We start from the raw sequence: 583 nt of genomic DNA on the forward strand, positions 1-583 counted from the left end.
CACACCGCTCCATGCTCATACATGTTAGCGTCGTTCAAGCATGCAGTTTTCTGTGCATGCTTCGCATGCCCAAAAACTGCCCGCTTGACGACGGCTTTATACAGTAAAAAAGGAACCCAGTTATACTGGATTCCTGAAGAGGCGTGGGCCGGATTTGAACCGGCGCATACTGGTGTTGCAGACCATTGCCTTACCACTTGGCTACCACGCCATATAATATTGGATGACCCGGACGAGAATTGAACTCGTGTTACCGCCGTGAAAGGGCGATGTCTTGACCGCTTGACCACCGGGCCACAGAAACCAATCATTACCCTTTAACAAAGGTAAGCTCCCCCTGGTGGACTCGAACCGCCGACATCATGATTAACAGTCATGCGCTCTACCGACTGAGCTAAGGAGGAATTTATATGAAGACACATACCTTCAAAACTGAACACACAAACTCTTCCCGAGAATCCGTCTCCGGATTCCCTCCTTCCGTTCCAACTTATGCTTCAGGTCAAACCCTCGACCGATTAGTAACAGTCAGCTCCATGCCTTACGGCACTTCCACCTCTGCCCTATCAACCTTATCGTCTTT

General features: G+C 49.7%; 3 tRNA genes and 1 rRNA gene. All 4 read right to left on the minus strand.

The annotated features are described in order from the left end of the window. Positions 1-139: 139 nt before the first annotated feature. A tRNA-Cys gene (locus ACTQZS_RS15445) sits at positions 140-211 on the minus strand. 13 nt (positions 212-224) lie between these two features. Next, a tRNA-Glu gene (locus tag ACTQZS_RS15450) sits at positions 225-296 on the minus strand. Between the two features lie 35 nt (positions 297-331). After that, positions 332-404, minus strand: a tRNA-Asn gene (locus tag ACTQZS_RS15455). 94 nt (positions 405-498) lie between these two features. Next, a 23S ribosomal RNA gene (locus tag ACTQZS_RS15460) occupies positions 499-583 on the minus strand; the annotation flags it as partial.

Source organism: Bilifractor sp. LCP19S3_H10 (assembly GCF_052119185.1).
Classification (GTDB): Bacteria; Bacillota; Clostridia; order Lachnospirales; family Lachnospiraceae; genus Bilifractor.